This is a genomic window from Curtobacterium sp. MCPF17_018 (genome assembly GCF_003234135.1).
GTDB classification, from domain to species: Bacteria; Actinomycetota; Actinomycetes; order Actinomycetales; family Microbacteriaceae; genus Curtobacterium; species Curtobacterium flaccumfaciens.
In genome coordinates, this window is sequence record NZ_QKSJ01000002.1 from 339319 (window position 1) to 363839 (window position 24521).

General features: G+C 73.3%; 20 protein-coding genes. 12 read left to right on the forward strand and 8 right to left on the reverse strand.

The window, feature by feature from the left end; translation table 11 throughout:
* Nucleotides 1-3 precede the first annotated feature (3 nt).
* Nucleotides 4-2148 carry an acyltransferase family protein gene (locus DEJ27_RS04195; RefSeq protein WP_111090384.1) on the reverse strand — a complete coding sequence of 715 codons (2145 nt, stop codon included), beginning with the start codon at nt 2146-2148 and terminating at the stop codon, nt 4-6.
* A gap of 45 nt (nt 2149-2193) precedes the next feature.
* Here DEJ27_RS04195 and manA point away from each other — a divergent pair, with 45 nt between their 5' ends.
* From manA to DEJ27_RS04220, 5 genes are all read left to right on the forward strand, one after another.
* Nucleotides 2194-3402, forward strand: coding sequence for a mannose-6-phosphate isomerase, class I (manA, locus tag DEJ27_RS04200; RefSeq protein ID WP_110861196.1), 1209 nt, complete (start codon nt 2194-2196; stop codon nt 3400-3402).
* A 55-nt stretch (nt 3403-3457) separates the two neighbouring features.
* Nucleotides 3458-4420 carry a UDP-glucose 4-epimerase GalE gene (gene galE / locus DEJ27_RS04205; protein WP_110861386.1) on the forward strand — a complete coding sequence of 321 codons (963 nt, stop codon included), beginning with the start codon at nt 3458-3460 and terminating at the stop codon, nt 4418-4420.
* Between the two features lie 188 nt (nt 4421-4608).
* A complete protein-coding gene (locus tag DEJ27_RS04210) occupies nt 4609-4941 on the forward strand; it encodes a WhiB family transcriptional regulator (protein ID WP_375231876.1) in 333 nt (110 codons plus the stop codon).
* Between the two features lie 185 nt (nt 4942-5126).
* A complete protein-coding gene (locus DEJ27_RS04215) occupies nt 5127-7964 on the forward strand; it encodes a glycosyltransferase family 2 protein (protein WP_111090385.1) in 2838 nt (945 codons plus the stop codon).
* Nucleotides 7961-9364, forward strand: a complete 1404-nt coding sequence (locus DEJ27_RS04220) for a DUF5719 family protein (protein ID WP_111090386.1) — start codon at nt 7961-7963, stop codon at nt 9362-9364. Before DEJ27_RS04215 ends, DEJ27_RS04220 begins: the two co-directional genes overlap by 4 nt.
* A gap of 48 nt (nt 9365-9412) precedes the next feature.
* Here the strand turns inward: DEJ27_RS04220 and DEJ27_RS04225 are convergent, their stop codons facing one another.
* On the reverse strand, nt 9413-9853 hold the full coding sequence (locus DEJ27_RS04225; RefSeq protein WP_110861188.1) for a metallopeptidase family protein: 441 nt from the start codon (nt 9851-9853) through the stop codon (nt 9413-9415).
* Nucleotides 9854-9912: 59 nt separating this feature from the next.
* Here DEJ27_RS04225 and DEJ27_RS04230 point away from each other — a divergent pair, with 59 nt between their 5' ends.
* Nucleotides 9913-10128 carry a DUF3499 family protein gene (locus DEJ27_RS04230; RefSeq protein ID WP_110861186.1) on the forward strand — a complete coding sequence of 72 codons (216 nt, stop codon included), beginning with the start codon at nt 9913-9915 and terminating at the stop codon, nt 10126-10128.
* A gap of 104 nt (nt 10129-10232) precedes the next feature.
* The gene (ahcY, locus tag DEJ27_RS04235) at nt 10233-11711 is read left to right on the forward strand and encodes an adenosylhomocysteinase (protein ID WP_110861384.1); all 1479 of its coding nucleotides are present in this window, start codon (nt 10233-10235) and stop codon (nt 11709-11711) included.
* A gap of 159 nt (nt 11712-11870) precedes the next feature.
* Here the strand turns inward: ahcY and DEJ27_RS04240 are convergent, their stop codons facing one another.
* A complete protein-coding gene (locus DEJ27_RS04240; protein ID WP_110861184.1) occupies nt 11871-12740 on the reverse strand; it encodes an RDD family protein in 870 nt (289 codons plus the stop codon).
* 42 nt (nt 12741-12782) lie between these two features.
* Between DEJ27_RS04240 and DEJ27_RS04245 the strand changes: the two genes are divergently transcribed.
* Entirely contained in the window at nt 12783-13781 is a 999-nt protein-coding gene (locus DEJ27_RS04245) for a stage II sporulation protein M (RefSeq protein WP_110861182.1), read from the forward strand.
* Between the two features lie 13 nt (nt 13782-13794).
* On the opposite strand, the gene DEJ27_RS04250 is transcribed toward DEJ27_RS04245, so the two are convergent.
* From DEJ27_RS04250 to DEJ27_RS04270, 5 genes are read right to left on the reverse strand one after another with little or no spacing between them, the layout of a single operon-like run.
* Complete coding sequence (locus DEJ27_RS04250; RefSeq protein ID WP_111090387.1) at nt 13795-15147, reverse strand: DUF58 domain-containing protein; 1353 nt, start codon at nt 15145-15147, stop codon at nt 13795-13797.
* Nucleotides 15147-16154: an AAA family ATPase gene (locus DEJ27_RS04255; protein WP_375231890.1), complete on the reverse strand. Its 1008-nt coding sequence runs from the start codon at nt 16152-16154 to the stop codon at nt 15147-15149. The genes DEJ27_RS04250 and DEJ27_RS04255 overlap by 1 nt, the downstream gene beginning before the upstream one ends.
* A gap of 5 nt (nt 16155-16159) precedes the next feature.
* Nucleotides 16160-17398, reverse strand: coding sequence for a DUF4350 domain-containing protein (locus DEJ27_RS04260; protein ID WP_111090388.1), 1239 nt, complete (start codon nt 17396-17398; stop codon nt 16160-16162).
* The gene (locus DEJ27_RS04265; protein ID WP_146238559.1) at nt 17395-18078 is read right to left on the reverse strand and encodes a DUF4129 domain-containing protein; all 684 of its coding nucleotides are present in this window, start codon (nt 18076-18078) and stop codon (nt 17395-17397) included. The genes DEJ27_RS04260 and DEJ27_RS04265 overlap by 4 nt, the downstream gene beginning before the upstream one ends.
* Nucleotides 18033-19397, reverse strand: coding sequence for a glycerophosphoryl diester phosphodiesterase membrane domain-containing protein (locus DEJ27_RS04270; RefSeq protein ID WP_146244648.1), 1365 nt, complete (start codon nt 19395-19397; stop codon nt 18033-18035). The genes DEJ27_RS04265 and DEJ27_RS04270 overlap by 46 nt, the downstream gene beginning before the upstream one ends.
* A 151-nt stretch (nt 19398-19548) precedes the next feature.
* On the opposite strand from DEJ27_RS04270, the gene mtrA reads away from it, so the two are divergent.
* The 4 genes from mtrA (at nt 19549) to DEJ27_RS04290 (ending at nt 24431) form a co-directional block, all read left to right on the forward strand.
* Nucleotides 19549-20223 carry an MtrAB system response regulator MtrA gene (gene mtrA, locus DEJ27_RS04275; RefSeq protein ID WP_017888813.1) on the forward strand — a complete coding sequence of 225 codons (675 nt, stop codon included), beginning with the start codon at nt 19549-19551 and terminating at the stop codon, nt 20221-20223.
* 5 nt (nt 20224-20228) lie between these two features.
* Nucleotides 20229-21989, forward strand: a complete 1761-nt coding sequence (mtrB, locus tag DEJ27_RS04280) for an MtrAB system histidine kinase MtrB (protein ID WP_258369897.1) — start codon at nt 20229-20231, stop codon at nt 21987-21989.
* The gene (locus DEJ27_RS04285; RefSeq protein WP_110861172.1) at nt 21989-23671 is read left to right on the forward strand and encodes a GerMN domain-containing protein; all 1683 of its coding nucleotides are present in this window, start codon (nt 21989-21991) and stop codon (nt 23669-23671) included. Before mtrB ends, DEJ27_RS04285 begins: the two co-directional genes overlap by 1 nt.
* Before the next feature lie 97 nt (nt 23672-23768).
* Complete coding sequence (locus DEJ27_RS04290; RefSeq protein WP_181430087.1) at nt 23769-24431, forward strand: ComF family protein; 663 nt, start codon at nt 23769-23771, stop codon at nt 24429-24431.
* The last annotated feature ends 90 nt before the right edge of the window (nt 24432-24521 follow it).

Here is a 24521-nt window from a genome sequence, read left to right on the forward strand (position 1 = left end):
TGCTCATCGACGGCCGTCGCCGCCGAACGTGTCGAGTGCGCCGGCGATCTCGTCGCCGAGGTACGGGGCCAGGGTCACCGCGAAGGTGTTCGTCAGGTGGGTCCTGTCGCGGTGCACGAGCACTCCGCCGATGACCGCCGGGCAGATCGTGTCGGTGCAGTAGTAGCGCGACAGGTCGATCAGGCGCGCCTTGTCCGGCATCCGGGCGACCGCCTGCTCGGAGCCGTCGAACAGGGTGAAGCCGACCGATCGGCTGGAGTCGCACTCGTCGGTGGTCGGTCCGGACATCTGCCCCACGCAGGCCACGACGTCCGGTCGCGCGCCCGGGTTGTCGCGCAGCGCCACGATCGGGATCCCGACGTCGGCCGCGGCCTGCCACGCCTGCACCAGACCCCCGACGACGGCGTCCTCGTCGGACTCGCCGGCCGCCGGCACGACCGGCCCGTTGCCGGTCGAGTGCGTCACGATCACACCGTCGAGGTCCTGGTGGGAGCGGAGGTACGCCATCGCGTTCTGCTTCCAGGCGTTGCAGTCGTCGACCTGCTTCTGCGAGCTGGCACCCTGCACCGCCGTGGTGAGGTAGCAGCTCTGGTGCCCGGCGACGTCGATGCGCCAGTTGCGCGCCTCGGCGATCTTCTCGTAGGTGTCCACGAAGACGTTGTTGTGCGAGTCGCCGATCGCGATGAGGTGCTTCGTGTAGCCGGACTTCGGGCCGAGCGCGCAGACGTTGAACGCGCTCGAGTCGTTCGACCAGCACGCCGGCCGGTTCGAGTCGTCCTCCAGGGCGTTCGCGGGAGCGGGGACGCGGACCTCCGCGAGCGCCGGGTTGACGCAGGGATCGGACGACGAGATCAGTGCGGCAGCGCCGAAGCACCGGACGTCACCGGTGCTCAGGCGCTCCTGGAACTCGGCCGCCTGGACCTGCTGCACGTGCAGGGCGGTGAGCGACGCGGCGCCGAGCGCCACGACGAGGGCGGTGCTGACGACGCCGTAGAGCGCGACCCGACGCGGGCGGAGCGACCGCACCCGTGCGGAGAACCGCAGGGGTTCCTCGATGCCGAGCGTCGTCACGGCGGCGATCACGACCGAGCCGACCAGGATCGCGACCCGGTCCTTCGTCGTGAGGTCGTGGCGGAGCACGATCGGCAGCAGGACGACCGCGGGCCAGTGCCAGAGGTAGACCGCGTACGAGATCCGGCCGAGGAACGCGACCGGGGCGGACCGGCCGACGCGCTGCAGGCCGGAGTGCCCGCCGAACAGCACGACGAGCGTGGCCGACACGACGGGCAGGGCCGCGGCGATGCCCGGGAACGGCGTCGACGCGGTGATGGCGAACAACGACACCACCAGCCCCGCGGCGCCGAGCCACGCGCCGACGATGCGCACCGACCGCGCCGGCGTCGTCCGTGGTGCCGTCAGGGGGAGGGTCGCGGCGAGGCCACCGAGCGCGAACTCCCACGCCCTGGTCGCCGTCGAGAAGTACGCGACACCCGGGGCCGTCTGCGTCTGGATGATGCTCCACGCCAGCGACAGCACGACCACGGCCCCCAGGAGCACCCGCGTGACGGTGACCGGGTCGGCACCCGATCGGCGCATGCGGCGAGCAGCCCACAGTGCGGCGAGCAGGAGGAGCGGGAGGGCGATGTAGAACTGCTCCTCGACCGACAGCGACCAGAAGTGCTGGAACGGCGACGGTCGGTTGCCCTGCGCCAGGTAGTCGACCGAGTCGGCCGCCAGCTGCCAGTTCTGCACGTACACCGTCGACGCGATGAGCTCGCGTCCGTACTGCCCCCAGAGCGCGCTCGGCACCCACAGCAGGACGGCGGAGCCGGTCGCGACGATGGTGATGAACGCCCCGGGCAGCAGCCGTTTCGCCCGGCGCGCCCAGAACCCGGCGAGCCCGATCCGGCCGGTGGCGGTGAGCTCGCGGAGCAGGTGTCCGGTGATGAGGAAACCCGAGATGACGAAGAACACGTCGACGCCGACGAACCCGCCGGGCAGACGTGCCGGCCAGAGGTGGTACAGCACGACCGCCAGGACCGCGAACGCACGGAGCCCCTGGATGTCCCACCGAGTCGGGTCGGTCGATCGGGGCGACGAGGTGCGGAGGGATCCTCGGGTCGGCGGCTCCACCGTGCTTGCAGACATCGCGGAGATTCTAGTGTCGCGCGCCGCGCCGGTAGGCTCTGGCCCATGTTCCTCGGCATCACGAACACCCCCCGCGACTACGCCTGGGGCTCGGTCACCGCGATCCCGGAGCTCCTCGGCCGCACCGTCACGGGTGCCCCGCAGGCGGAGCTCTGGCTCGGCGCCCACGCCGGCAGCCCCAGTGTCGTCGTCAACCCGGCCATGGTCGGTGGAGCTGACACGCTCCGCGACTGGATCGCCGACGAGCCGGAGACCGCACTCGGTCCGGACCGCACCGGCCTGCCCTTCCTGCTCAAGGTGCTCGCGGCGGCGGCACCGCTCTCGCTGCAGGCGCACCCGACCCCGGAGCAGGCGGAGGAGGGGTTCGCCCGCGAGGAGCGCGAGGGGATCCCGCTCGACGACCCGGCCCGCAACTACAAGGACCCGTTCCCGAAGCCCGAGCTCGTCGTCGCGCTGAGCGAGCGCTTCGAGGCGCTGAGCGGCTTCCGCCCCGTCGAGGAGACCCTGGCCGAGGTGCGCGTGCTCGACGCCGGCACCGGACGGCTCGGTCCGCTCGAGGTGCACCTGCTGCACGGGCTCGAGGACACCGTCCGCTGGCTCGAGACCGCCGACGAGTCCGCGCTCGCCGTGGTGCAGGCCGCGAGCGACCTGGCCGTCTCGCTCGACGACGACCTGCTCACCCCGAACACCGCGACCGTCCGCGACCTGGCGACCAGCTGGCCCGGCGACCCCGGCATCGTCGTGTCCCTGCTCATGCACCGGGTGACGCTCGCCGCGGGGCAGGCCATGTACCTGCCCGCCGGCAACGTCCACGCCTACCTCGACGGGCTCGGCATCGAGCTGATGGCACCGTCGGACAACGTGCTGCGCGGCGGGCTCACGCCGAAGCACGTCGACGTGCCGGAACTCCTGCGGGTGCTCGACTTCACCGCGTACCCGGCCCCGGTCCTCGAGCCCGAGCGCATCGCCCCGGGCGTCGACCGGTTCGCGCCGGCCGGCGTCGGGTTCGCGCTGCTGCGGGTGGACGGCGACGGCCGCCCGGCGGGACTGAGCACCGGCGGCGTCGCCCCGCTGGTCGGCCCGTCGATCGCCGTGTGCACCGAGGGTGTCGTCACGCTGGTCGGCGCGCAGTCCGCCACCCTGCTCCGCAAGGGCGAGTCGTGCTTCATCACGCCGGACGAGGGCGACGTGACGGTCGAGGCGGACTCGTCGGACGGCATCACGTCGACCGTGTTCATCGCCACCGGCGCCTAGGGGCCGGACCGGCACCGCCACCGGGGCGTCGCCGACGTCCGCTAGCGTGGCGAGCATGAGTTGGCTGGTCACCGGCGGTGCCGGGTACATCGGGTCCCACGTCGTCCGAGCACTGCGCTCGGCCGGCATCGACACGGTCGCGTTCGACGACCTCTCGAGCGGTTTCCGCGCGTTCGTCCCGGACGACGTGCCGTTCGTCGAGGGCACGATCCTCGACGGCGAGCTCGTCGCACGCACTCTGCGCGAGCACGAGGTCACCGGCGTGGTCCACGTCGCGGGGTTCAAGTACGCCGGTGTCTCGGTCGAGCGTCCGCTGCACACCTACGAGCAGAACGTCACCGGCATGGCGACCCTGCTGCGCGCGATGGCGGAGACCGGCGTCACCAAGGCGGTCTTCTCGTCGAGCGCTGCGGTCTACGGCACGCCGGACGTCGAGACCGTGGTCGAGTCCACCCCGAAGAACCCGGAGTCGCCCTACGGCGAGTCGAAGCTCATCGGCGAGTGGCTGCTGCGCGACATGGAGGTCGCCGCGGGCTTCACGACCACGTCGCTCCGGTACTTCAACGTCGTCGGTTCGGGGGAGCCCGACCTGTACGACGCCAGTCCGCACAACCTGTTCCCGCTGGTCTTCGACGCGCTGCTCGCTGGCCGCACCCCGCGCATCAACGGCGACGACTACGCCACCCCCGACGGCACCTGCGTGCGCGACTACGTGCACGTCGCCGACCTGGCGCACTCGCACGCGGTGGCCGCGCGGAAGCTCGAGGCGGGGGAGCCGCTCGAGCGCGCCTACAACCTCGGCAGCGGCGACGGCGTGAGCGTCCGCCAGATCATGGACGCCATGGCGGCGGGCACCGGGATCGCCTTCGACCCCGAGATCGCACCGCGGCGCCCCGGCGACCCGGCACGCATCGTCGCGACCGGTGAGGCCGCCGCCCGTGACCTCGAGTGGGCGATGCGGCACTCCCTGGACGAGATGGTGTCGAGCGCGTGGGAGGCCCGTCGCAGCGCCTCCTGATCGCCTGAGGACGCGTCGGTTGTCCCCCGGAAGGCCCACCCGTGCGGCGCGACACGCCCAAACGGGGGACATGACACGCTGGAGCGGTCAGTGCCTTCTATGATCCGCGACTTGACTCAGGCGAATGACACCGCTGTAATTACAGGCAACGGCCGCAAGAGTTGGGGTTCGTTGTCGAGGCGGCAGGGGTGATCAGGGTGAACGGTTCCGAGTTCCACGCCGGAGTTCCGGAGGACTGGCACGTCGATCCCGTGGCGCTCGGCGTCCCGGGTGTCCGACGTCCGGAGTCCGACGACGAGGAGAACCCGCTCGCCTGGCAGGTCGACTCGCTCTGCGCGCAGACCGACCCCGAGGCGTTCTTCCCCGAGAAGGGCGGCTCCACGCGCGAGGCGAAGAAGATCTGCACCTCGTGCGAGGTCCGGGCGCAGTGCCTCGAGTACGCGCTCGAGAACGACGAACGCTTCGGCATCTGGGGCGGCCTCTCCGAGCGCGAACGCCGCAAGCTGCGGAAGCGCGCCTGAGCGGTCACGGCGTGCCAGCGCCGTGCGAAGGTGCGCCGAGGAGCCTGCGACGAGGACGCCGGGACCAGCCGTTTTCCGCCAGTCCCGCACCGTCCCGCACCGTGCGGTGAGCGCGCCCACAGGTTCACGGCGCGCCGCCGTCCGCAGCCGACACCGCGCCTCCAGACCGTAGAGTGACGCCCGTCATGCAGCCCAGAGTCACCGCGATCCTCGTCGCCGCCAACGGGGCGGCCCACCTCGACCGGACCCTGGACGCGCTCGCCGCCCAGACCCGCCACCCCGAGAACCTGGTGGTCGTCGACGTCGGCACGACCGACGGATCGACTGCCGAACTGTCGTTCGGTGGGTCCGCGCAGCTCGTCCGGCTCCCCGCGGGCAGGGCGTTCGGCGACGCCGTCCGACAGGGCGAGCGCAGCGCGCCGCCCGCAGCGACCGACGAGCCGGTCGACGAGTGGCTGTGGATCCTCGGCCACGACAACGCGCCGGCACCGACCGCGCTCGCCGACCTGCTGTCCGCCGTCGAGATCGCGCCGTCGGTCGTCGTCGCCGGTCCGAAGCTCGTCGCCGACGACGACCCCTCGCTCATCCGTGCCTTCGGCGAGAGCATGACCCGCTTCGGCCGGTCGATCGTGCTGGTGCAGGACGAGCTCGACCAGGGCCAGCACGACCGCAACACCGACGTGCTCGCCGTCGCCGCCGGCGGCATGCTGGTGCGCCGCTCGGTCTGGAACGAACTCGGCGGCTTCGACCCGGCGCTGCCGGACGTCGACGCGGCCCTCGACTTCTCGGTGCGGGTCCGTCTCGCCGGACACCGCGTCGCCCTCGTGCCGGAGGCCAAGGTCACCAGCGCCGGGCCGATCGAGGAGTTCGGACGCAAGCGCGTGTCCGAGGGGCGGCGCGTCCGGATGCACCGGCAGGCGCAGCTGCACCGCAGGATGACCTACGCGCCGGCCGCGCTGGTCTGGCTGCACTGGCTCACGCTCGTGCCGTTCGCGATCGGCCGCGCGCTCGGACACCTCGTCGCGAAGCACCCCGCCGCCGTGGTCCCCGAGCTCTCCGCCGCGTTCGCCGTCGCGTTCGGCGGTGGCACGGGGCGCGCGCGCAAGAACCTGGCCCGCACGAAGAAGCTCGGCTGGGCGGCCGTCGAACCGCTCCGCGTGAGCTGGCGGCGGGTGCACGAACACCGCACCACCTCGCGCGACGTCGAACTCGCACGGGTCGAGGACGCCCCGATCGCACGGGCGTCGTTCCTGAGCGACGGCGGCATCTGGGTGGTCCTGGCCGCAGCGGTGCTCAGCGTCTTGACGCTCTACCCGCTGCTCGGGTCGCCGGCCCTGACCGGCGGGGGACTCCTGCCGCTCTCCGCGACCCCGGGGCAGCTCTGGCAGAACGTCGGCTACGGCTTCCACTCGCTCGGCACGGGCTTCACCGGCCCGTCCGACCCCTTCGCCGCCGTGCTCGCCGTGCTCGGGTCGATCGTGTTCTGGTCGCCGTCCACCGCGGTCGTGCTCGTCATGCTCGTCGCGTTCCCGCTGTCCGCCCTGGGTGCCTGGTTCGCGGTACGCAAGGTCACGACCCGCACGTGGGTGCCGGTCATCGGTGCGTCGCTCTACGCGATCGCCCCGTCGCTCGTCGGCGCGGTGACCACCGGGCACCTCGGCGCCGTGATCGCGCACCTGGTCCTGCCGTGGCTGTTCGTCGCCGTGCTCGAGGCACACCGCTCGTGGGCGTGGGCCTCCGGCGCCTCGCTCCTGTTCGCCGTCGTCGCCGCCTCGGCGCCGTCGCTGCTGCCGGTCCTGCTGGTCGGCTGGCTCGTGGCGCTCCTGGTCGGCTGGCGCCGGGCACACCGTCGGGTGTTCATCCCGGTGCCGACCGCGGTGCTGTTCCTGCCGCTGATCCTGGCGCAGGCGGCACGTGGCAACCTGCTCGCCGTGTTCGCCGACCCCGGTGTGCCGTCCGCGACCCGGGCACCGTCCGCGCTCCAGCTGGCCATCGGGCAGCCCCTGCCGGACTGGAGCGGCTGGCTCCCGGCCACCTCCGGGCTCGGACTGGTCGCCGCTGCCCTGCCGATCGTGATGGCCGTCCTCGCGCTCCCCGTGGCCGTCTCCGCGATCGGGGCGATGCTCGGACACCGCTGGGCGGTCGCTGGCTCGGCGCTCGTCGTCGCACTCCTCGGCTTCGCGACGGCCTTCGCCGCCACCCACGTCACCGTCACCGGTGTCGGCTCGACCACCACCATCGTCTGGCCCGGCAGCGGTCTGTCCGTGTACTGGCTCGCCCTCGTGGTCGCGGCCTGCATCGGCATCGACGTGCTGCCGAAGGCCGCCCCGGTCACCGGGCTCGTCGCGACCGTGCTCGCCGGGGTCGCCGTGGCGCCGGCCTTCGCGGCGTTCTACCTCGGCGCGGCCACGATCGAGCCGACCACCGGCAGGGTGCTCAGTGCCTACGTGAACGCCGAGGCCCAGGCGAACCCCGACGTCGGCACGCTCGTGGTCGTCCCGCAGGACGACGGTTCGCTCGCCGTCACGCTGGAGCGCGGGCAGGGTTCCACCCTCGACGACCAGTCGACCCTCGACGCCACCGCACTCCGGCTGAGCGAGTCCGGCGCACGGCTGACCACGCTCGCCGGCAACCTGGCGAGCCGCAGCGGGTACGACCCGCGGCCGGCGCTCCGCGAGCTCGGCGTGAGCTTCGTGCTCATCGACGACGCCGGCGACGACCCCGAGGCGCAGACGGTGCACGACCGGGCCGCCGGCGCCATCGGGCAGAACGCGCTCTTCACGAGCATCGGCGAGACCACCAACGGGCAGCTGTTCCACTACGAGGGCGAGGTCGACCGCACCCGCTCCGGCTCCGCCGCGACCCAGGCCACCCACGTGCTGTACCTCGTCGTGCTCGGCGTGGTCTTCGGCGCCGCAGCCCTGCTCGCGGTCCCGACGGCACCGCGCCGCCGCCGCGCCACCTCGAACGTCATCGAGGCCGAGGAACCCGCCACCACCTTCGACGAGGAGCGAGACGAATGAGCCGCACCCCCGCCTCCGTCCGCCGGTGGGTCGTCCGCGGCACCGCCACGGCGGTCGCCGTCGTCGTCGCCGCCGGCGCCGTCACCGCGGCGCACGCCTACGGCACCGACTCCGAGCCGGGTCGCCCGGCCGGGCGCACGGTCACACCGGTCCCCGCCGCCGCCGAGCGCGTGTGCGCCGGCAGCGCCCTGCGCCTGTCCGACGACGCCGGCAACGACGCGACCCAGGCGAGCACGGTCGGCACCGCGACCGTCGCCACCGCGACCACGGGCTCGACGGTCGAACGGTCCGAGCTCGATGCCTCGACCACCGGCGGCAGCGACCCCCGGCTGCTGACGGCCCCGGCGGGGGAGACCACGCCGCAGGTCGCGGGCAGCAGCTTCCAGAGCGTCTCGAACGGTGACCTCGTCGGCGCCGGTGCCGCCTCGTGCGACGACCCGAGCCAGTCCACCTGGCTCGTCGGCGGTTCGACGGAGACCGGGCGCACCAGCCTCGTCACGCTGTCGAACCCGACCGACGTGAACGCCACCGTCGACCTGGCGATCTTCGACAGCAACGGCACCGTCAGCGCGCCGGGCACCACCGGAATCGTGGTGGCGCCGAACACGCAGAAGGTCGTCCCGCTCTCGGGCTTCGTCTCCGACGCGGCCTCGACCGTCGTGCACGTCACATCATCCGGCGGCCAGATCGTGGCACACATGCAGGAGACCGTCGTCCGGACGCTCACGCCGGGCGGCTACGACATCGTCTCCGGCGGTGCCGCGCCCACGCGCTCGCAGGTGATCCCCGCGGTCGCCCTCGCGAACGCCAAGGCGGCCCAGCGCGGCAGCGACACCGCCGACGCCGCGCCGATCGTCCGGCTGTTCGTCCCCGGCGAGCGGTCCGCACGCGTCACCCTGGGCATCACGACGGCGGACGGTGGCGGCACGACCGTCAACGCCACCGCCGAACCGGGCGTCGTCACCGACGTCCCGCTCGACGACTTCCCGGACGGCCGGTACTCGTTCACCATCACCTCGACCCTCCCGATCGTCGCCGGGGCCCGCACGACGACCCCGACGGACGGCGACGGCACCGACCTCGGCTGGTTCGCGTCGGCGGAGCCGCTCGGCGACCGGGCGATCACCTCGATCGCCCCGGGGGACGGCGCACGGCTGAACCTCGTCAACCCGACCCGGTCGGACCGCACCGTGACGATCCGCTCGGGCGACGAGCAGCGTCGGGTCGAGGTGCCGTCGGGAGCGACCGAGACCCTGTCGGTGCAGACCGCGAAGCAGCTCACGATCACCGGTGCCGACGGCGTCGTCGCCGGCGTCAGCTACCTCGGGGACGACGGGATCGCCGGGTTCCCGATCCGGCCGGCCACCGCGGTGTCGACCCCGGTCCGCGTCTACCCCTGACGCCCGGCGGACGCGCGGCGACGGACGTCGTCGGCGACCCGCCGTGGCTCACCAGTGCCGGTAGCGGTCCGGTGCCAGGTCCCAGGGGTCCTTGCCGATCAGTTCGCCGACCGCGCGGAACACCGCGGTCTCGATGATGATGCGGCGGTCCGAGTCGTCCTTCTCGGGGCTCCGGTTCACCCGTTCGACGGGGATCCGGAAGACGGTCACGCGGCGGGTGTCGCGGTCGATGCGCCAGCGCGGCATCTCGTCCGGCAGGGTCGTGTCGCTCGGCATGTCCGCCACCTGGAACACCACGCCGGCCAGTTCGTCGGGCCACAGACCGAGCAGGTAGTGCGCGCTGTCACCGACGATCCGGTCGAACGCCTCGGCGCGGGTGATGATCGGGGCGAGCTCCGGCCCGGTGACGCTCGAACGGCCGCCACGGCCGTGCCGGGAGCGCCCCCGACCGCGGTCGACCGGGGTGACGAGGCGAGGCTTCCGACGCATCCCCACATCGTACGCGGGGACCGGTGCGCGCCGGACGCTCCGCTAGGCTCCCTGACGAGATGGACGTGCGGATCTGCAGCAAGGTGGCGTGTGCCAACAGCGCTTCGTCGACCCTGACGTACGACTACGGCGACTCCATGGTGGTCGTCGGTCCGCTGTCGACCCGGGTCGAACCGCACGGCTACGACCTCTGCGCCCGCCACGCGGCCGCCCTGCGCGTCCCGCGCGGCTGGCAGGTGGTGCGGCGCGAGCCGCTCCCGCGCGACACCGACTGACGGCTCGCGTCCGCGACGTGCCGCGGTGGTCGGACCGGAGGCCCGTGGGACGTGACCGGGATCGGCTGGTGATCGGCGCCTCCCGGCATGGAAGACTGGTGGGCATGCCCACCGAAACCCGCACCGCTGCTGCGTTCCGCGTCGCCGACCTGTCCCTCGCCGAGGCGGGCCGGCACCAGATCCGCCTCGCCGAGAACGAGATGCCGGGCCTGATGTCCCTGCGTGACGAGTTCGCGGCGTCGCAGCCGCTCGCCGGCGCGCGCATCGCCGGGTCCCTGCACATGACGGTGCAGACCGCGGTGCTCATCGAGACGCTCGTCGCGCTCGGCGCGCAGGTGCGGTGGGCCAGCTGCAACATCTTCTCCACCCAGGACGAGGCCGCGGCCGCCGTCGCCGTCGGACCCACCGGCACCCCGGACGCCCCCGACGGTGTCCCGGTCTTCGCGTGGAAGGGCGAGACGCTCGAGGAGTACTGGTGGTGCACCAGCCGCATCTTCGACTGGAGCGACGAGGCCACCGCGGCCGGTGCCGACTGGACCGGGCCGAACCTGATCCTGGACGACGGCGGCGACGCCACGATGCTCGTGCACACCGGCGCTGACGCCGAGGCGGCCGGTGCCGCTCCGGTCGCCGAGCCGGACGCGAGCACCGAGTGGAAGATCGTGCTCGACACCGTCGCGCGGTCGCTCGAGACGTCGTCGGACCGCTGGACCCGCATCGCCGCCGACATCCAGGGCGTCACCGAGGAGACCACCACGGGCGTGCACCGCCTGTACGAGCTGTTCCGGAACGGCGAGCTGAAGTTCCCGGCGATCAACGTCAACGACTCCGTGACGAAGTCGAAGTTCGACAACAAGTACGGCATCCGGCACTCGCTGCCCGACGGCCTGAACCGTGCCACCGACGTGCTCATCGGCGGCAAGGTCGCCTTCGTCGTCGGCTACGGCGACGTCGGCAAGGGTGCGGCCGAGGCGCTCCGCGGGCAGGGCGCCCGTGTCATCGTCAGCGAGGTCGACCCGATCTGCGCGCTGCAGGCGGCGATGGACGGTTACCAGGTCGCGCGCCTGGCGGACGTCGTCGACACCGTCGACATGGTCATCACGTGCACCGGCAACCTGGGCGTGGTCGGGGTCGACGAGATGCTCGGGCTGAAGCACCTGGCGATCGTGGCGAACGTGGGGCACTTCGACAACGAGATCGACATGGCCGGGCTCGAGGCGCTGCCCGGCGTCTCGAAGGTCGAGATCAAGCCGCAGGTGCACGAGTGGCGGCTGCCGACCGGGCGGTCGATCCTGGTGCTGTCCGAGGGGCGGCTCATGAACCTCGGCAACGCGACCGGGCACCCGTCGTTCGTGATGAGCAACTCGTTCACGAACCAGGTGCTCGCGCAGATCGAGCTGCACACCCGGCGCGAGGACTACCCGACGGGCGTGTACGTGCTGCCGAAGCACCTGGACGAGAAGGTCGCGCGCCTGCACCTCGACGCCCTCGGGGTGCAGCTGACGTCGCTGCGTCCGGAGCAGGCGGCGTACATCGGTGTCCCCGTCGAGGGTCCCTTCAAGCCGGACCACTACCGCTACTGAGCGCTGGTTCTTGCGCTCCCGCAAGACACCGGTGTTCGCACGTTGAACCCCTGCACGCGGGTGTTCGGCGCGCGAACACCGGTGTCTTGCGGGCAGCCCGGCGCCGCGGGCAGCCCGGCGCCGCGGGCAGCCCGGCGCCGCGGGCAGCCCGGCGCCGCGTCAGCGCGGGAAGCCCGGCGGTGGTGCCGCCGCCGTCGCCCCCGCGGCGGTGAGCAGTTCGGCGCGGGCACCCAGCGCCCGGACGTCCCGTCGACGCCGCAGCACGACGACCCCGGCCAGGAAGACCTCGGGCGGCACGGGCGGCACGGGGTGCGCGAACGCGGACACCTCGGCCGCCAGGGCCTGCGCCGCCGTCTCGCGCAGTTCGGGGCGCATCAGTGCAGCCCCGCGGAAGAACGCACCCAGTCGGTTCTCCAACCGCTGCGGCAGCGCCGAGACGTCCGCGACGCCTGCCCACGCCGTCAGCTCCGGAGGCAGCAGCACCTCGGGTTCCCGCTGCTTCGGCAGCCGCTCGTGCTGCACGATCGTGCCCGCGAGCAGGTCCCCGAGTCGTCGCGGCCGACTGCCGAACAGCGCGACGAGCAGGGCGACCGAGCCGAACGTCATCCAGAGCTCGAACAGGCCGACGAGCGCCCGGGTGAAGGCGTGCCGGAACCCGATCGCGCCGCCGTCGAGCCGGACGACCCGGGTGCCGGTGGCGAACCGTCCGACGCTCCGCCCCTTCGTCACGGTCTCGACCGCGGCGGGGACCAGCACGAGCACGACGACGAGCAGCACGATGCCGAGCGCTGCGCCCCAGGCTGGTTCGAGTCCCCTCGGCCAGAGCCGCGAGACGCCGAACAGCGCGAGGACGAACAGGACGAGGACGCACAGGCCGTCCAGCAGCGCGGCCGCGAGCCGCAGCACGAGTCCGGCCGGCTGGACGTCGAGCGCGACGCCCTCGCCCACCACCAGCTCGTCGGCGGTCTCGTCGAGGTCGCGCGAGAACCGGGCGTCGGCGAGGTCACGCGGCGTGCGGGGCTTCGGCATGGGATCATTCTGTCGGAGATCGCGCGACCTGAGGGGGAACACGTGGACCTGGATGCCTACACCGAGGTGCACCGTGACCGGTGGCAGGAGCTCGACCGTCTGGCGCGTGCCCGGCACCGGTCCGGAGCGGACGTCGACCGGCTCGTCGCCGGCTACCAAGAGGCGGCGACCGACCTCGCCCGCATCCGGGGCGCCGCACCGCGCACCGTGACCGGCGACCGGCTCTCGTTGACGCTGTTCCGCGCCCGCCTGCGGTTCACGGGCACCCCCGTCGACCCGCTGACCGCGGTCACCCTGTTCTTCACGCGGCAGCTGCCCGCGGCGCTCTACCGGATCCGCTGGGTGAGCATCTGGGTCGCGCTCGCGACGGTGGCGATCGCGGCGATCGTCGCCGTCTGGATCACCACCACCCCCGGTGCGACGGCGACGTTCGGCAGCGACGAGGCCCTGCGTCGGTACGCCACGCAGGACTTCGTCGACTACTACTCCGACCGTGGCCTCGGGGCCTTCACCGCGCAGGTCTGGACGAACAACGCCTACATCGCCGCGACGATGGTGGCGTTCGGCATCACCGGCGTCTTCGTGCCGTTCTCGATCATGCAGAACGCCGTCAGCCTCGGGGTCTCCGCCGCGATCATGCACTCCCAGGGACGCCTGGCCGACTTCTTCCTCTACATCTCCCCGCACGGGCAGCTCGAGCTCTACTCGGTGTTCCTCGCGGGCGGTGCGGGGCTGATGATCTTCTGGTCGTGGGTGGCACCGGGGCCCGGACGCACGCGCGCCCAGGCCCTCGCCGAGGACGGCCGCGCACTCATCACCATCGCGATCGGCCTGACCCTGACCCTGCTGCTGTCCGGCATCGTCGAGGGCGTGGTGACGCGGCAGGACTGGCCGTGGCCGATCAAGATCGGCATCGGCACCCTCGCCCTGGTCGCGGTGCTCGCCTACCAGTGGGTGCTCGGCGGCCGCGCGTACCGAGCGGGAGAGCGCGGCGACCTCGAGGAGTTCGAGCGTGGCTCCACCGCCCTGGTGGCCGGCTAGCGTCCGTCCCGGTTCAGAGCCGGCCGCTGGCCTTCGCCCGGATGTAGGCGTCGGCGACGAGCGGCGGGACGTCCGCCGGTGCGCCGCGCACGACCTCGGCACCGGAACGCCGTGCGACGTCGGCCGCACCGTCCGCGTCGAGCAGGGTGCGTTCGGCGGCGGCGCGTCGGTAGACGTCGCGCTCCGCGCCGGTCGGGAGGCCCGGCACCCGTCCACCCCGCGCGGTTCGGAGCGCCGTGGTCGGGTCCACCCCGCCGCGCGCCATCCGCTGGACGGCCGGGTCCTCGATGCTCGTCACGACGACGGCGTGCCGTCGGGACAGCCGCGGGAGCACGGCGAGCAGGTCGCCCGAGGCGCCGACGGAGTCGAGGCTCGAGGCGAGCACGACCATGGCGCGCGAGGTCGTGATCGAGTCGACGAGCGCGGGGACGGATGCCCAGTCGGTCGCGGCGAGCCCCGGTTCGGCCATCGCGAGTGCCTCGCCGAAGCGCTGCACGACGTCGGTGCGGGTGGCGCCGTGCACACGGTCGTGCGCCGTGTCGTCGAGGACCACCAGGTCGACGCGGTCACCGGCGGCTGCCGCGAGGGCACCGAGGAGCAACGCCGACTCGATGAACGTGTCGAGTCGGGGTTCGTCGGCGACACGGCCGGCACCCGCCCGGCCCGCGTCGACCACGACGACGACGCGCCGGTCGCGTTCCGGGCGCCAGGTCCGGACGACGAGGTCCTGCCGCCGCGCGGTCGCGCGCCAGTCGATGGACCGCACGTCGTCGCCGCGCACGTAGTCGCGCAGCGAGTCGAACTCGGTGCCGTGCCCGCGGAGCTGCAGCGTGGTCTCGCCGTCGAGTTCGCGGAGCCGTGCCAACCGTGACGGCAGGTGCCGCCGGGAGCGGAACGGCGGCGTCACGACGAGTTCGCCCGGTGCCGCGACGACCCGCTGCCGTGCGGCGAGGCCCAGGGGACCGAAGGACCGCAGGGCGACCCCGGTGGTGCGGCGTCGACCACGACGGAACGGTGTGAAGCGCATCCGGGCCGTCCGCCGCTCCCCGGCGGGGACCGCCATCCGGACCCGACGGGGACGGTGGCCGGCCGACGGCTCCCACATGTCGCGGACCACACCGCGGACCGTGCGGGAGCCGTCGTTGGCGAGCACGAGGGTGCCGTCCGCGGTGCTGTCGCGTCGAGCGAGCCGGGGCATCCGCCGCTCCACGCGGACCCGTCGCAGGTCGGCGGCGAGCACGACGTCGAGCGCCGCGGCGAGCAGCACCACCCCGACCCACGCCAGACCGGCCCACCCGCTGCCGAGCAGCACGGTGGGCACGAGGGCGACGGCGAGGAGCGCGACGAACCGGCCGGAGACCGCCACTAGATCGGCACCCGCACCTGCTCGAGCACCTGCTGGAGCACGCCGTCGGCGCCGACGCCCTCGAGCTCGGCGTCGGCGGCGACCCGCAGGCGGTGCCGCCAGACCGGCAGGGCCATGGCCTGCACGTGGTCCGGGGTGATCGCGTCGTAGCCGGTGAGCCAGGCCCACGCCTTGGCGGCGGCGAGCAGTGCCGTCGCACCGCGGGGGCTGACACCGACGCGGACGGACGGTGCCTGCCGGGTGGCCCGGGCGAGGTCGACGATGTACGCGAGCACGTCGTCGCGGGCGCCGACGGCGCGGACGGCACGCTGCGCACGGACCACCTCTTCGACGCCGACCACCGGGGTGATGCCGGCCGACCGGACGTCGCGCGGCACGAACCCGTCGGCGTGGCGCCGGAGCACCTGCCACTCGACGTCGCGCGGCGGGATGTCGAGGGTCAGCTTCATCAGGAACCGGTCGAGCTGCGCCTCGGGCAGCGTGTACGTGCCCTCGAACTCGATGGGGTTCATCGTCGCGGCGACGAAGAAGGGGTCGGGCAGCGCCCGGGCGTCGCCGTCGACGCTCACCTGGCGTTCCTCCATCGCCTCGAGCAGGGCCGACTGGGTCTTCGGCGGCGTGCGGTTGACCTCGTCGGCGAGCAGGACGTTCGTGAAGACGGGGCCCTCGCGGAACGGGAACGTGCCGGTCGAGGCGTCGTAGACGAGCGACCCGGTGACGTCGCCGGGCATCAGGTCCGGTGTGAACTGGATGCGCTTCGTGTCGAGCGTCATCGCGGCGGCGAGGCTGCGGACGAGCAGGGTCTTCGCGACACCGGGGACGCCCTCGAGCAGCACGTGCCCCTGCGCGAGGAGTCCGACGATCATTCCGGACACCGCACCCTCCTGGCCGACGACGGCCTTCGCGACCTCGGCGCGGACCCGGCCGAACGCGTCGCGCAGGTCGGAGCCGGCCGCGGTCGTGGGGTCGTGCTCCGGCGCGGTGTGCTCGGTGGTGGCAGGGGGCAGGTCGGTCACGGTCGTGCTCCTGGTCGGTCGGGGTCAGAGGTCGGTCGGTCGCCGGAGGTCGCCCGGCGCACGGCGCGTTCGAGGTCGTCGAGCGCCGCGGTGCCGTCGACGAGCGCACGGTCGTCGTCGGTGGTCCCGCCGACGAGCACGGCACCGACACGGGTGTGCGGAATGCCGGTGGCCTGGGCCGCGGCCCGGACGACCTCGTCGACGTGGGCCGATCGGGGCAGTCCGAGCATCCGGCCGATGCGGCGGACGGCGGCGACGCGCAGGGTGTCGAGGGCGTGGGTGCTGTCACGGGTGCGGGCGTACATCCGGGCGCGCCCCTCGGTGGTCTCGGCAGCACGGACGACGACGGGCAACCGCTCGACGACGAGCGGGCCGAGCCGTCGGCCCCGCCAGACGCCGGCCGCGACGGCGACGAGGGTGAGCAGTGCGAGGGCGCTCGGGACCCACGGCGGGGCGAGCTCTCCGAGGGTAGGAGCGGCGTCGGGGGTGCCGACGGCCGGGGTGTACCAGACGAGTCGCTCGTCGGCGCCGAGCAGCCCGAGGGCGAGCGCGGCGTTCCCGGCGGTGGTGATCGTGTCGTTCCGGAACGCCGAGGTCGTGCCGAGCAGGGTGACGTCGCCGCCCGGCGTCGCGGTGCGCACGAGACCCCAGACGCGCGAGCCGCGGTCGCCCGTCGGCGCGCACCGCGCGGCGGCCTCGTCGTGCACGGTGTACCCGGAGCCGGCGGTGGTGACCCGGGCAGCCGAGGCCGCCGCCGGGATCCCGCACGAGGCCGTCGAGACGGTGGCGTCGCCGTCGACCTGGACGGCCGGGTCGACCCGGAGTCCGAGCGCCTCGAGTCCGGCGCCGCTCGTGCCGACGACCACGACGTGCCGCGCCGTGCGGGCGATGCGTTCCGCGACGGCGGGGTCGAGCGCCCCGTCGGCGTCGTCGATGAACACCGTGCCGCCGTCGATCCCGCCGACGCCGTCGACCGTGTCGGTGACGGAGACCGCGGTGCCCCGCTGCTCGAGCACCCGGACCAGGGCGGCCGAACCACTGGCCGTCGTCGAGGTCGGGTCGAGTGCGCGCGGTGCGTCCGGGTCGGTGCCCTGCACGAGGGCGGTCAGGGCGGCGAGCAGGACGCCGACCAGGACGATGGCGACCCAGAACCCGACGCGGAACCGGCGTCCCTCGGCCGGAGCCGGAGCAGGAGTCGCTTCGGCGCTCGTCCGCGTGGCGGTGTCGGTCGTCATGCCGGCACCACCGGTCCCTCGGCCCGGGCGGGGCGGGCCCGCCGGACGGAGCGCTCGGTGTCGAGCACGCGGAGGGCCGCGGCCTCGTCGGCCTCGCCACCGAGGTACCGGACCGCGTCGAAGGCGGTCGCTGCCGCGTCGAGTGCACCGGCCGACGCGGGGAACGGCACGGCACCCCGCGCGGCGATCGTCCGCGCGGTGGCTCCGGGCACGTCGGGCACCAGGTCGCGCTCGCCGAGGCCCCTGGCGATCGCGCGGAACCCGTCGAGCACCGCTGCCGACCAGTCGGCGCGACGGACGGCGGCCTGGGCCGCTTCGAGGAGTTCCCGGGCGGAGCGCAGGTCGTCCGCGTCGAACACCCCGCCGGTGTCACCGTCTCCGGCCCGTGCGCGCCGGCGGGGGAGCCCGCGGGCGACGACGACGAGCACGACGACCGCGACGAGGACCACGATCGCGATCACCAGTGCGGTGCGGGCCGCAGCGGGGGAGTCGATGCCGTCGGCGCGGAGCGACCCGAGCCAGTCGAGGAAGGAGCGCGAGGCACGGTCCCACCACGTCGCCTGGGCGCCGTCGTAGGCGGACCGGTCGAGTTCGCGCTCGAGCAGGCGACGCGCCTCGTCCGGGTCGACCGCCGTCACGCGCTGCCGTTCGGCGGTGCCTGGCCCGGACCCTGCTGCCACGGCGGCTGCTGTTGCTGGTGACCGGGCTGCCACGGCTGCTGCTGCGCGGGCTGCCAGGGCTGCTGCTGCGCCTGCCATTGCTGCGCCTGCCACTGCTGGCCAGCCCACTGCTGCTGCGGCGGCCACGGCGGGCGTGCGACGGGCTCGGACGGCGCGAACGGGTCGGTCGGCTGCCCCGAGTCGAGGTGCGACGCGATCCGCTGGTCGAGGGCCTCGGTGCGGATCCGCCGGTCGATGGCGAGGAACGTGGTGATCGACGCGCTCAGCACGTCGGTGATGCACTGCACCGCGATCGCGAGCAGGCTCCCGACGACGATGGCGATGACCGCACCGGTACCGGCACCCGACGTGCCGCCCGTCTGCCCGAGGGGGTCGAAGGTGCCTGCGATGAGCACGGCGCCGATGGTGAGCGGGATCGACGCGATGGACGCGGCGAACCCGAACATGAGCTGCACGAGCAGCAGGATGCCGAAGGTCCGCCAGAAGGCCCCGCGGGTCAGGCGCCACGACTGGGCGGCAGCGGCGAAGACCGGCCGGCCCTCGAGCGCGATGGTCGGGACGGTGAGCACGAAGCGCGTGGCGAGCCACACGACGACGACACCGATCCCGAGCACGAACAGCACGAGCGCCAGCACGAACCACCCGGTGCCGGAGTCGGCGGCACCCATGGCCGCGAACACCCCGAAGAACACGAGTCCGGCCAGGATCGCGAGGACCACGCCGGCCCCGATCTGCACGAGCATCCACGCGACGACGGACCACCGACGGCCGGCGAGCAGCGCCCACAGCCCCCGGAACGTGGCTCGACGGCCGAGCACCCGCTGCCCGGTGTCCGCGGCGACCGGCGCCACCAGGAACCCGCGACCGAGGTAGGCGAGGAACGGCAGCACGACCGAGAGCAGTGCCGTGAGCGTCAGCGTGCCCGCGACCACCGAGTCGGCACCGCTGCCGCCGTCGAGGGCCGAGAACATCCGCGACTGCAGCGCCTGCTGCCCGAAGGTGCTGGCCAGCGTCGAGAGCAGGCCGAGTACACCGCTCAGCAGCACGCTCCAGAGGAGCAGCACGCGGGCGTTCCGGCGGAACACCGTGAACGCGCCGGCCAGGACGTCACCGAGGCCGAGCGGGCGCAGCGGGATCACCGGACGCGCGCCGCCGGACGGGCCGCCCGGTCGCCCCGGACCCGGCCCCGGGGCGGGCTGCGGCGGCACGGAGAAGCGGGGCGGGCCTCCAGGCCGGGGTCCTGGTCCCTGCGCCGGTCCGGACGACGGCGGCGTCGGCGCACCCTGCTGCCCACCGCCCGGTGTGTGCCAATCGGACATGACTCCAGCCCCCTCGTCGTGTCGGACCGAGCCAGCGATGCGCGGTCCACCCCCATCCTGGCGGAAAACCCCGCGTGGCGGGGCCTCGGCTATCGTGTGGGGACACGTGCCGACCACGGCACTCCCGCACGCCACCCGGAGTCCAGATCACATGACACCGCGCATCCTCGTCGTCGACGACGACCAGGCCCTCTCCGAGATGATCGGCATCGTGCTCCGCTCCGAGGGGTACGAACCCGAGTTCAGCGCCGACGGCAACGACGCCGTCGACGCGTTCCACGCCACCAAGCCGGACCTCGTCCTGCTCGACGTCATGCTGCCCGGCATCGACGGCATCGAGGTGTGCAAGCGCATCCGTGCCGAGAGCGGCACGCCGATCATCATGCTCACGGCGAAGAGCGACACCGCCGACGTCGTCCTCGGGCTCGAGAACGGCGCCGACGACTACGTCGTGAAGCCCTTCAACCCGAAGGAACTCGTCGCCCGCATCCGGACCCGCCTGCGGCCGAGCGCGTCCGACGCCACCGTGCTGCACGTCGGCGACGTCACGGTCGACGTCGCCGGACACGAGGTACGCCGCGGGGACACCGTGATCGCGCTCACGCCGCTCGAGTTCGACCTGCTCCGGGCGCTCGCCGAGAAGCCGAACCAGGTGTTCACCCGCGAGATGCTGCTCGAGCAGGTCTGGGGCTACCACTACAAGGCGGACACCCGCCTGGTGAACGTCCACGTGCAGCGGCTCCGCGCGAAGATCGAGCACGACCCGGACAACCCGAAGACCGTCACCACGGTCCGCGGCGTCGGGTACCGCGCCGGAGGAGCCTGAGCACCGTGCCGCCCTCGACGCGCCCGTCGGGCTCGACGCGCCCGTCGGGCTCGGCACGCGGCTCGGGCCGCGCCGGCGGGGCCGGCAGCGCCGGTGGGGCCGGTGGCGCCACCGTCTCGATCGGCGTCGTCGACCGCAGCCGTCGCCGGATGCGGCGCTGGCTCCGACGCGCCTGGCGCCCGATCGCGTACCTGTGGCGGCGGTCGCTCATGTTCCGCTCGGTCGCCATCACCGTGATGACGACGGGGCTCGCGGTGGCGATCATCGGCACCGCGGTCATGGTGAGCATCTCGACGAACGTCTACTCGCAGCGCCGCGACCAGATCGAGTCCGAGTCGGCCCGGGCCACCATCGTCGCCCAGGGGATCTTCGACGCGGCGACGGCGGCCGAGGACAACAACCAGTCCGAGCTGGAGACCCTGCAGAACGAGGCGCAGCAGGCGATCCTGTCGAACACGACGAGTCCGGGCGGTACGAGCATCGCCATCGAGCGGAGCCCGGGCCAGTCCACCCCGCAGACGCTGCAGACCATCGCCAGCCAGGACTTCCCGGACGCGGTGATCACCGATGCCCTGCGCAAGGAGGTCGGGCAGAACACCGGTCGCCTCAGCCTGCAGCCCGTCGAACTCGACGACGACGGGCGCCGGGTGCCGGGGCTCGCCGTCGGGTCCACGCTGCAGATCCCGAGCGCCGGCCAGTACGAGCTCTACCTGGTCTACGACCTCTCCGATGCGCAGCAGACCCTGGACTTCGTCTCCCAGACGCTCTCGATCGGCGGTGTGGCGCTCATGGTGCTCATCGCCCTGGTCACGTCGCTCGTCGTCCGGCTCGTCGTGGTGCCGATCCGCGGTGCCGCCGAGACGAGCCGGAAGATCGCCGCGGGGCGCCTCGACGAACGCATCCCGGTGCGCGGGCAGGACGACCTGGCGACCCTGGCGCGGAGCTTCAACGGGATGGCCGAGGCGGTCAGCCGCCAGATCACCCAGCTCGCCGAGCTCTCCCGCGTGCAGCAGCGGTTCGTGTCCGACGTGTCGCACGAGCTCCGCACCCCGCTCACCACGATCCGGCTCGCCGGCGACATGCTCTACGACTCCCGGCACGCGTTCGAACCATCGGTCGGCCGGTCCGCCGAGCTCCTGCACGCGCAGGTAGAACGCTTCGAGATGCTCCTCGCCGACCTGCTCGAGATCTCGCGGTACGACGCCCAGGCGGTGCAGCTCGACACCGCGCCCGTGGTGCCGGCGTCCCTCGCCGCGGACATCGTGGACGAATTCCGTCCCCTCGCCGAACGCGCCGGCGTCGAGCTGCAGCTCGCGACCCCCGGCGGCCACACCACGATGCGCCTCGACGCCAAGCGCGTCCGCCGCATCCTCCGCAACCTCGTCGGCAACGCCGTCGAGCACGGTGACGCGAAACCCGTGCAGGTCGTCGTCGACAGCGACGCGCGCACCGTCGCCATCGCCGTCCGCGACCAGGGCGTCGGCATGCCGCCCGAGGACACCGCCCGCGTCTTCGACCGCTTCTGGCGTGCCGACCCGAGCCGCAAGCGCACCATCGGGGGCACCGGCCTCGGACTGGCGATCAGCCTCGGCGACGCGAAGCTCCACGGCGGTCGCATCGACGTGTGGTCCCGACCGGGCGAGGGCTCGACGTTCGTGCTCACCCTGCCCCGCAACGAGCAGGGCACGACCGCCACCTCGGCCATCCCGCTGCCCGAGCTCGACGAGTCGTACGACGGCCCCCGAGCCGTGCGAGAGGAGTCCTGATGCGCCACCCGATCCGCCACGTCCTCGCCGTCGCGCTCGCCGCGGTCAGCCTGCTCGCGGTCACCGCCTGCGCCGCCATCCCGACCGACGGGGCCGTGCGTACCGGGCAGACGATCAAGGACGAGTCGCTCTCGGGCGTCGACTTCCGGCCGGACAAGCCGATCACCGGGTCCGACCAGACGGCGATCCTCCGCGGGTTCATCGCCGCCGCCACCGGAGCCCAGGACAACTACGCGATCGCCCGGCAGTTCCTGGCCGCCGACTTCGCCCAGCAGTGGAACCCGCGGCAGGGCGTCACGATCCGGGACGGCAGCGGCACCGTCGAGCGCGCTGACGACCGCGAGCTCACCTACACGATGACGGCCAGCGCCACGGTCGACGCCGAGGGGGAGTACACCCAGGCCGTCCGCCCGACCTCGTCGACGCTGACGTTCCAGTTCGTCCGCGAGGACGGCGAGTGGCGCATCGCCTACGCCCCGGACGGCATCATCCTGTCGCCGGTCAGCTTCGAGTCGGTGTTCCAGCCGCACGCGCTGTACTTCTACGACCCGACCTACCGCTTCCTCGTGCCCGACCAACGCTGGTTCCTCGCCCGGTCCTCCACGAGCACCCGCATCGCCAGCGCCCTGCTCGCCGGTCCCGCCGACTGGCTGAAGGGCGCCGTCGTCTCGTCGTTCCCCGAGGGCACGCAGCTGTCCCTCAACGCGGTGACGATCGACAGCGGCACCGCCCTCGTCGACCTGTCGAGCGACGCCCTGCGCGCGAGCACCGTCGACAAGGTCCGGATGCGCGAACAGCTCAGCAAGTCCCTCGCCTCGGTCGCCACCATCTCGTCGGTGTCGATGACCATCGAGGGCGCCACGCTGTCGGTGCCGGACTCCGGGGGAGCGGACGCCCAGCAGAACCCCGACGTCGACCCCCGACCCCTGGTCGACGAGGACGGCGTCGTCGGCTACGCCGCCTCGGGCACCGGCAAGGTCGCCGAACTCGGTAGCGGCGTCGGGGCCGCGATCGCCGGCCTCGACCCGACCTCGATCGCCCTGTCGGCGTCCGGCACCACCGCCGCCGTCGGCAACCGGGACGGCGTCGTCGTCGTGCGTGGCAAGGACCGCCTGCGCGTCGATGCCCGCGACGACCTCGTCGCCCCCGCCGTCGACGACCTCGGCTTCGTCTGGGCGGGGCAGCACTCCGACACCCGTCACATCACCGCGTACGGCCTCGGCGGCGACCCCCACCAGGTGCGCACCACCCTGCCGCGCGGCGACCTCGTGTCGTTCCAGGTGTCCCGCGACTCGACCAGGGCGCTCGCGCTCATCGAGACCTCGGACGGCCCCGGCCTGTACGTGATGGCGATCATCCGCGGTCCCGACCGGTCACCGACCTCGTTCGGCGCCCCCGTCCGGGTGCAGGCCGCCAGCGGCACCGCGGTAGACGCCGCGTGGGTGAACGACACCGACGTCGCCTCGGTCGGGCAGACGCCCACCGGTCCGAACATCGTCCGCACCACCATCGGCGGCAAGTCGAGCACCCTGCCGAAGCCCGATGGGCGCGCCACCGCGATCAGCGGGGGCAGCGGCGGCGCGCTGCTGCTCCGGATGTCGAACGGCGACGTCCTGCAGTCCACCGGGGGCGGCTGGGACACGACGGGCGTCACCGCCGACGTGCTTGGCGTCCAGCGCTGACACGACGGTCCTCCACACCCCACCTGGCCCGGAGGCCCGTTCACCGTCCGGCGCACCGGCCCACCGCCGTCGTCCGGTCACCACCACAGTCGTGGGCGTGCCCACTGATGATGCCTCCAGCCCGTGGCGCGACGCCCTGCTCGCCGTGCTCGGGCTCTTCCTGCCCGTCACCTGCCTGGGGTGCGGCCGCCCGGACCGCGCGCTCTGCCCACCGTGCCGCGCGGTGCTCGCCGCACGGCCCCGGCGGGTCCGGCTGGTCGCCGGCGTCCGGCTCGACGCGGCCTTCGAGTACGAGGGGCTGGTCCGCACCCTGGTCCTCGAACTCAAGCTCCGGGGCCGGGTCGACGTCGCCCGTCCGCTCGGCGTCCGCTTCGGTGCCCTCGTCCGCGCGGCGCTCGCCGCGGCACCGGACGGCACCGTGGTGCTCCGGGTGCCACCGTCCCGGGCGGGTGCCCGACGGCGTGGGTTCGACCCGGTGGTGCTGCTGCTCGCCCGTGGTGGTGTCCGGCACACGGGTCGGCTCGTCCGCATGCCGGCCGGACGCCGGCGATCCGGACCGGGGCAGAAGGAGCGGTCGGCGGTGGAACGCGTCGCGGCGACCGTCGGGACCCTGCGTGCGACCGGCGTCGACGGCCGCGACGTCGTGCTCGTCGACGACGTCGTCACGACGGGCGTGACGATGGCGGAGGGCGTCCGTGCGGTGCGGGCTGCGGGCGGGCGGGTGGTGCGCTGCGTCGCGGTGGCGAGCGTCGACGACTGATGCTCGGTGAACACCCGGTGTCCTCTGTGTGTCCGGTGAGTGTGCGGCGGACTCGCCGTCTCCCCGTGACGCCGACAGTGCACCGGGTCT